Source organism: Kitasatospora sp. NPDC057512 (assembly GCF_042802135.1).
GTDB lineage: Bacteria > Actinomycetota > Actinomycetes > Streptomycetales > Streptomycetaceae > Kitasatospora.
Map to the genome: position 1 here is coordinate 1 of NZ_JBHVET010000372.1, position 8,029 is coordinate 8,029.

Below are 8,029 nucleotides of genomic sequence, written 5' to 3' on the forward strand. Positions count from 1 at the left end.
GATCTGCGACGTCCTCGGCCTGCTCGCGGTCGCCGCCCTGGTCGTCGCCGTGCTGCGCGGGCACACCCCGCTGCCGCTGGTCCTGCTGGTCGCCGCCGCCGGGGCGCTGATCTCCAGCGTCTACGGGCCCGCCGCCGGCGCCCTGCTGCGCACGGTGGTGCCGGGCGAGCAGGCCCGTGAGGCCTCCTCCCGGATGCAGGCGCGCGGCGCCGCCGCCCGGCTGATCGGACCGCTCGGCGGCGGGGCGCTGTTCGCCTGGCACCCGGTGCTGCCGTTCCTCGCCGAGGGCGTCGGACTGCTGCTGTCCACGGTCTGCGTGGCCCTGATGCGGACCCGGGCGCTGCCCGCCGCGAAGAGCGGACCGGTGTTCAGCCGGGCCGAGCTGACCGCCGGACTGGCCTTCATCTGGCGCCGGCCCTATCTGCGCACCCTGCTGCTGATCTTCGGCATCGGGATGAACTTCGCGTTCAGCGCGCTGATGTTCGCCACCCTGGCCGTCGCCTCCGACGGCGGCCGCTCCGGCATCGGCGGCGGCACCGTCGTCTCCTGCTCGGCCGTCGGCGCCCTGGCCGGCGCGCTGCTCGCCCCCAGGCTCGGTGCCCGGGCCCGGGACGGCAGCCTGGTCGCCCTCGCCTGCTGGTCCTGCGCGCTGACCGCCGGGGTGCTGGTGCTGACCCGGGTCCCGCTGCTGATCGGGCTGCTCTGCGCCGTCTGCATGTGCCTGTCCACCGTCGCCAGCATCGGCTTCGTCGCCGGCATGCTGGTCGCCGCGCCGCCCGACCGGGCCGGCCGGGTGCAGAGCGCCGCCGGCTTCCTGTCCACCCTGGTCCAGCCGTTCGGCCCGCTGGTCGGCGGCCTCCTGCTCGGCTCGCTCGGCGGCACCCGGACCTTCGCCCTGCTGGCCCTCGCCATCGCGCTCTGCGCGGCCGTGGTCACCTGGGCGCCGCCGGTCCGGCGCGGACCGGCGCCGATCCCCGCCGTCTGAACACCGCCCGCTCCCGGACGACCCCGGAAGACTTCGGAACAGGAGGCCCGAGATGGCCGACGTCCACGAGATCCAGCTGTACTGCCTCGCCGACCCGACGTACTACGACACCCCCGGACGGCTGCGCGACGGGGCGAGCCGCTACCCGCTGGGCCTCGGCGAGCCGCCCGAGGGCTGGCGGCGGGAGCAGCGCGGGCTGTGGACGGTGCTGCGGCCCGACGGGGCCCGGCTGCCGGAGCAGGGCTGGAAGCTGCACGTGTCGACGACGGAGGACGGCGCCGAGCGGACGCTGGCCGCCGTCGCGCGGATCTGCGCCGACCGCCGGGTGGCGTTCAAGTTCCTGCGCAGCGCGGCGGCGCTGCGGGTGGCGAACGGCAAGTACGCGGGGCGGGGCGGCAGCGGCAAGTTCATCACCGCCTACCCGGTCACCGAGGGCGGGTTCCTCGACCTCGCCGAGGAGTTGGCGAAGGAGCTGGACGGCTTCCCCGGGCCGTACGTGCTCACCGACCTGCGGATCGGCGACGCCCCGGTGTACGCGCGCTACGGGGCCTTCGTCGAGCTGTGGTGCCAGGACGAGGCCGGGCGGCCCGTCCCGGCCCTGCGGGACCCGTCCGGCGCGCTGGTGCCGGACCCGCGCGAGCCGGTGTTCCGGACGCCGGGATGGGTCGAGCTGCCGGCGGCGCTGCGCCCGCACCTGGCCGCCCGGGAGGCGGCCGGCGGGGACCTGCCGTACCGGATCGTCGAGGTGCTCCAGTTCTCCAACGCCGGCGGGATCTACCTGGCCGAGCGGCACGGCGACGGGGAGCGGGTGGTGCTGCGCGAGGCCCGCCCGTACGCCGGGCTGGACAGCACCGGAGCCGACGCGCTGACCCGGCTGCGGCGCGAGCAGTGGGCGCTGGAACGGCTGACCGGGCTGGCGTGCGTGCCCCGGCTGCACGAGGTGCGCACGGTGTGGGAGCACACCTTCCTGGTGCAGGAGCACATCGAGGGCGTCCGGCTGTTCGACGAGGCGATCCGGCGCTACCCGCTGGTGCACCAGAACTGCACGGCGGAGCAGCGCGCCGAGTACGCGCGGTGGGTCGACGGGGTGGTGGACGGGCTGGCGGAGGCGCTCGACGCCCTGCACGAGCGGGGCGTGCGGTTCGGGGACCTCCACCCGGCCAACGTGCTGCTGCGGCCGGACGGGTCCGTGGTGCTGGTGGACTTCGAGTACGCGGCCGAGCTGGACGACCGGCGGGTGCCGACGGCCGGCGCCGCCGGGCAGCACGTCCCGCCCGGCCTGTACGGCGCCGAGGCCGACCGCCACCTGCTGTGGGCCACCTGGCTGATGCTGCTGATGCCGGTGCTGGAACTGGCCGACTGCGCGCCGGACAAGCTCCCGGCGCTGGAGCGGCGGGCACGCGAGTGGTTCGGACTGGACGAGGAGGCGGGGCCGGTGCGGCCGGGTGGCGTGGTGCTGGTGGAGTCGGCGAGCGAGCGGCGCGGCCGGGAGCTGCTGGACGGGCCCTCGCTGGACCCGGTGCGCCGGGAGCTGGTCGCGGGCATCCACGCGGGCGCCACCCCGGACCGGCCGGACCGGCTGTTCCCCGGGGACGTGGGCGGCTTCGCCGACGGCGGGACGGGCGTGTCGCACGGTGCGGCCGGGGTGCTGTACGCGCTGCACCGCGCCGGGGCCGACTGGCCGCGGGAGTACGCGGACTGGCTGGTCGCGGCGGTGCGCCGGCGGGCGGACCGCCCGGGCGCCGGCGGGCTGTACGAGGGGCCGCTCGGCATCGCGCTGGCGCTGGCCCGGATCGGCCGGGCGGAGGCGGCCGAGGAGCTGGTCGGGCGCACCCGTACCGCCCACCCGGCCCGCGAGGCGGGCCTGTTCGGCGGCCGGGCCGGCGCGGCGCTCGCCCGGCTGCGGCTGGCGGAGGCGCTGGACAGCCCCCGGGAGCTGGCCCACGCGCTGGACGACGCGCGGGAGTTGGCCAGTGTGCTGCGCGGCGAGCCGGTGCCCGGGCTGGACGAGCCCACGGCCGCCGGGCTGCTGTACGGGCTGGCGGGGGTCGCGCTGCTCCAGCTGCGGTTGTACCGCCGGACCGGGGAGCGGTGGCTGCTGGACTCCGGGCGGGCGGCGCTGGAACGGGCGGTGGCGCAGTGCGTCCGGGTGCCCGACGGGTCGGTGCAGGTGCTGGAGTCCGGGCGCCGGCTGGCCTACCTGGACCGGGGCAGCAGCGGGATCGCGCTGGTGCTGCGCGAGTACCTGGAGCACGGCGAACTGCCGGGCGGGGAGGCCTTCCTGGCCGATGTGCGGAAGGTCTGCGCGCCCGGGTTCATCCGGGAGCCGGGGCTGTTCCGGGGCCGGGTCGGGCTGACCCTGGCGCTGGACGGGCTGGGCGGCGCTCCGGCCCGGGAGGACGTGCTCGGGCAGGTGCGGAAACTTCAGTGGCACCTGGTGGCCCGGCCGGAGGGGCTGCTGGTGCCGGGGATGCAGCTGCGGCGCTTCTCGGCGGACCTGCACACGGGCGCGGCCGGGGTGCTGCTGGCGCTGTGCGGGCTGGCGGAGGGGCGCGGGGCGGAGCAGGCGGACGTGCTGGACCTGCTGACCCTGGGGTGAGCCGTCCCGGGGTTCTCACACGGGTTCCGGGGACAGCGCCTCCGCCCCGACGGCCCCCGCCGTCCCGACGGGCTCCGCGGCGTGCTCCCGGGCGTGCAGATGGGTGAGCCGGGGCAGGGCGTACAGCGCGGCGTGGGCGGTGACCTCGCCGGCGGGGGAGGTGACCGCCCCGGTATCGGTGAGCGCCTCCAGGGTGCGCTGGGCGAGCCGTTCGGGCCGGCCGAGGGCGGCGGCGGCCTCCGGGAGGGTGAAGAGCAGGGCGAGCGGCAGGGCGGCGAGGCGGGCCAGCGCGAGTCGGCCCTGGTCGGTGAGGTCGCGCCAGCCGGAGTCCAGCCGGGCCCGGACGGTGACGTCCCCGGCGACCAGTTCGTCCAGGGCGCCCGCCGGGTCCTCCAGCCGGGCCGCGTACTCGGCCAGCGGGAGGTGGCGCAGCACGGCCAGCCGGGTGCCCGCGACCCGTACGGCGAGCGGCAGCAGCCCGCAGGCGGCCGCGATCCGGGCGGCGGCCGCGCGGTCGGCGCCGGTCCGGCCGGTGCCGACGATGCGGCCGAGCAGGTCCAGGGCCTCGGCGGGGGCGAGCGGGGGTACGGCGATGCGGCGCACCGAGGCGAGGCCGGCCAGCTGGCTGCGGGAGGTGACCAGCACGGCGCTCGGGCCGAAGCCCGGCAGCAGTTCGCGGACCACGGCCTCGCCGGGGGCGTCGTCCAGGACCAGCAGCAGCCGGCGGCCGGCGAGCGAGGCGCGCCAGAGCGCGGCGGCCCGGGCGGTGTCGGGGTGGGCGGTGTCGGGGTGGGCCGGGGCGGCGTGGCCGGGGCCGGTCCGGTCGGCCGCGGCCGGTGCGGCGCCCGGGCGGCCGGTGAGGGCGGCGAGTTCGGCGAGCACCTCGGGCAACGGGCGGACGGCGCCGTCCTCGGTGCGCAGCCGGACCAGCACCCGGCCGTCCGGGAAGCGGTCGGCGAGCAGGTGGCCGGCGTGCACGGCGAGCGCGGTCTTGCCGCTGCCGGCCGGGCCGGTGAGCACCGCGACGCGTCCGCCGCCCGAGCCCAACTCGGCGACGAGGTCGCGTAGTTCGTCGGTTCTTCCGGTGAAGTCGGCGGTGTCGGCGGGCAGCAGGGCGCCGCTCGGGCCGGTGCCGCGGTCCGGGCGGGCGGCGGTGGGCAGGGAGCGGCCGCGGGCGAGCAGTTCGCGGTAGCGGGCGGTCAGCGCGGGGCTCGGCTCCAGGCCCAACTCGCGGGCGAGCAGCTGACGGTGGGTGTCGTAGACGGCGAGCGCCTCGGCCTGGCGGCCGGAGAGGTGGAGGGCGTTCATCCGGGCGGCCTGGAGGCGCTCGCGCAGCGGGTGGCGCTCGGCGAGCTCGGCCAGGTCCTCGGCGACGGCGCCGGCGTTGCCGAGCTCCAACTCGGTCTCCGCCCAGTCCTCGTGGACGCCCAGGCAGCGGGCCTCCAGCCGGTCCGCCTCCGCCTCGACGGCGGGGGAGCGGCGCAGGTCGGCGAGCGGCGGGCCCTGCCAGAGGTCGAGGGCCTGGCGCAGCAGCCGGGCGGCGGGGGCGAGCGCCCCGCCGTCGGCGGCGGCCCGGCCGGCCCGGGCGAGGGCCCGGAACCGGAGCAGGTCCAGCTCGGGCTCGGCGACCCGCAGCAGGTAGCCGGCGGCCGAGTGCGACAGCCGGTCGGGCCCCTCCTCACGGCCCAGCAGGGTGCGCAGGGTGCAGATGTAGACCTGGAGGTTCTTCCGGGCGGTGCGCGGCGGCTCCTCGGGCCAGACCGCGTCGGTGAGCAGGTCGACCGGGACGGCGGTGTTGGCGCGGCTCAGCAGGACGGCCAGGACCAGCCGCTGCTTCAGCGGGCCGAGGGCCAGCGGGCGGCCGCCGGCCTCGCCGGTGAGCGGGCCGAGGACGGCGAAGCGCAGCCGGGTGGGGGTGGCGGGCTGGGCCAGGGGCATCGGCGTACCTCCGGGGCGTGGGCGGCGGCAGTGCGGCGTGTGGCGTGTGGCGCGGGGCCGTGCGGCGGTTCGGCAGGTGGCGGTGGGCCGTGCGGCGGTGGGCGCAGGCTACTTGACGGCCGGTCGGCGCTGAAGGCCACGGAATCGACCGGCTTCGGTCACGTCGGCCACACAATCGGGGTGTCGGAAGGTGGGATCGACGGGGGGTTTCGTACGGCTGTACGGACGGCGTTCCGGCAGGTCGGGCGCGGTGGCGGGGGTCGTCGGGGCCGGGCGGACGGACGGCGGGCGGGGCGCCGTCGGGCGGGTGCGCGGGGCGGCGCGGAGGGGCGCGTTCCGGCGGTTCTCGACCGGGGCTCAGCGCCGCGGCGAGCGCGGCCCGAGCGGGCGGCGTGGTCGTGGCAGGCGGCCCGACGGCCGGTCAGGCGGCCGCGGTCGCACGGTCGGGAGGCGGCGGGCGAGCGGACAGGAGGTCCCGGTCGCGCGGTCGGGAGGTCCCGGTCGGGGGCCCGGAACTCGGGCCCAGCGGCCCCGGACGGGCGGGCCGAAGGGCCCTGGGGTGCGGAGGCGGCCTCTTCGGATCATGGAGCGCCACCCATTCGCACGACGTTCCGAAGGAGTGCGTCCTTGAGCGCCACCCAGGCACAGGGCGACCCCACCTCACCGCCGACGACCCTCCCCGCAGGGGCGGTCAGGGCCAGGAGGCCCGGTTCGGCCCTGGTCAGACTGCTGACCACCACCGACCACAAGACGATCGGCACCATGTACCTGGTGTCCTCGTTCGCGTTCTTCCTGATCGGCGGCATCCTCGCCCTGGTCATGCGTGCCGAACTCGCCCGGCCCGGAACGCAGATCCTCTCCAACGAGCAGTTCAACCAGGCGTTCACCATGCACGGCTCGGTGATGCTGCTGCTGTTCGCGATGCCGCTGTTCACCGGCTTCGCCAACTGGATCATGCCGCTCCAGCTCGGCGCGCCGGACGTCGCCTTCCCGCGGCTGAACATGCTGTCCTACTGGCTGTTCATGTTCGGCTCGCTGATCGCCGCGGCGGGCTTCGCGACCCCGCAGGGCGCCGCCGACTTCGGCTGGTTCCTCTACGCGCCGCTGTCCGACGCGATCCACTCGCCCGGCGTCGGCGCCGACATGTGGATCATGGGCGTGACGCTGTCCGGCTTCGGCAGCATCTTCGGCGCCGTCAACTTCATCACCACCATCATCTGCATGCGCGCGCCCGGAATGACCATGTTCCGGATGTCCATCTTCTGCTGGAACGTGCTGCTCACCTCGGTGCTGGTGCTGCTGGTCTTCCCGGTGCTCGCCGCCGCGCTGCTGGCGCTGGAGTGCGACCGCAAGTTCGGCTCGCACGTCTTCGACCCGGCCAACGGCGGGGCGATGCTCTGGCAACACCTGTTCTGGTTCTTCGGCCATCCCGAGGTGTACATCCTGGCGCTGCCGTTCTTCGGCATCGTCTCGGAGGTCATCCCGGTGTTCAGCCGCAAGCCGATGTTCGGCTACTCCGGCCTGATCGCGGCCACCATCGCGATCGCCGGCCTGTCGGTGACGGTGTGGGCGCACCACATGTACGTCACCGGACAGGTCCTGCTGCCGTTCTTCTCGTTCATGACCTTCCTGATCGCCGTCCCGACCGGGGTGAAGTTCTTCAACTGGGTCGGCACCATGTGGCGGGGGTCACTGAGTTTCGAGACCCCGATGCTCTGGACGGTCGGCTTCCTGGTCACCTTCCTGTTCGGCGGCCTGACCGGCGTGCTGCTCGCGGCCCCGCCGATCGACTTCCACGTCTCCGACTCGTACTTCGTGGTCGCGCACTTCCACTACACGCTGTTCGGCACCGTGGTCTACGCGATGTTCGCCGGCTTCCACTTCTGGTGGCCGAAGATGACCGGCAAGAAGCTCGACGAGCGGCTCGGCCGGATCACCTTCTGGACCCTGACCGTCGGCTTCCACGCCACCTTCCTGGTCCAGCACTGGCTCGGCGCCCAGGGCATGCCCCGCCGCTACGCCGACTACCTGGCCTCGGACGGTTTCACCACCCTGAACACCGTCTCCACCATCGGCTCGTTCCTGCTCGGCCTGTCGATCCTGCCGTTCCTCTACAACGTCTGGAAGACCGCCAAGTACGGCGAGAAGGTCACCGAGGACGACCCGTGGGGCTGGGGCCGCTCCCTGGAGTGGGCGACCTCCTGCCCGCCGCCGCGGCACAACTTCGTCAAGCTGCCGCGGATCCGCTCCGAATCCCCGGCCTTCGACCTCCACCACCCGGACATCGCGGCCCGGGACGTCCTGGAGCACAGCGGCAAGCCCGCCACGCACCTGGGCGACGTGGAGCCGGCGAAGTACGACCGGCCGCTGAGCCGGGCCGACCGGGCGCGGGTGGCGTCCGCCTCCACCGACTCGCCCTCCTCGGACGGCTGAGTCCGCTCCCCCCGAACGCCGTCCCCGCCCGCGTCGCTGCCCCCGGGCGGGCGGGGACGGCCCGTCCGCTCCGC

At 75.8% G+C, this 8,029-nt stretch carries 4 protein-coding genes; 3 read left to right on the forward strand and 1 reads right to left on the reverse strand.

Going from position 1 to position 8,029, the window contains the following annotated elements:
• Together ACFU6K_RS23160 and lanKC are read left to right on the forward strand one after the other, a co-directional pair.
• Positions 1–985, forward strand: a 985-nt coding sequence (locus ACFU6K_RS23160; protein ID WP_380665913.1) for an MFS transporter, incomplete at its 5' end; no start/stop codon positions are given.
• A 52-nt stretch (positions 986–1,037) separates the two neighbouring features.
• Positions 1,038–3,584, forward strand: a complete 2,547-nt coding sequence (gene lanKC, locus ACFU6K_RS23165) for a class III lanthionine synthetase LanKC (protein ID WP_380665915.1) — start codon at positions 1,038–1,040, stop codon at positions 3,582–3,584.
• A 15-nt stretch (positions 3,585–3,599) separates the two neighbouring features.
• Here lanKC and ACFU6K_RS23170 read toward each other — a convergent pair whose 3' ends face one another.
• Positions 3,600–5,522 carry a BTAD domain-containing putative transcriptional regulator gene (locus tag ACFU6K_RS23170; protein ID WP_380665917.1) on the reverse strand — a complete coding sequence of 641 codons (1,923 nt, stop codon included), beginning with the start codon at positions 5,520–5,522 and terminating at the stop codon, positions 3,600–3,602.
• 627 nt (positions 5,523–6,149) lie between these two features.
• Between ACFU6K_RS23170 and ctaD the strand changes: the two genes are divergently transcribed.
• On the forward strand, positions 6,150–7,955 hold the full coding sequence (gene ctaD, locus ACFU6K_RS23175; RefSeq protein ID WP_079272337.1) for a cytochrome c oxidase subunit I: 1,806 nt from the start codon (positions 6,150–6,152) through the stop codon (positions 7,953–7,955).
• Positions 7,956–8,029 lie beyond the last annotated feature (74 nt).

What these genes read in the sequence shown, in the direction of transcription:
- lanKC (WP_380665915.1), top strand. Translation starts at nt 1,038, where the DNA reads ATGGCCGACGTCCACGAGATCCAGCTGTACTGCCTCGCCGACCCGACG.
- ACFU6K_RS23170 (WP_380665917.1), bottom strand. Translation starts at nt 5,522, where the DNA reads ATGCCCCTGGCCCAGCCCGCCACCCCCACCCGGCTGCGCTTCGCCGTC.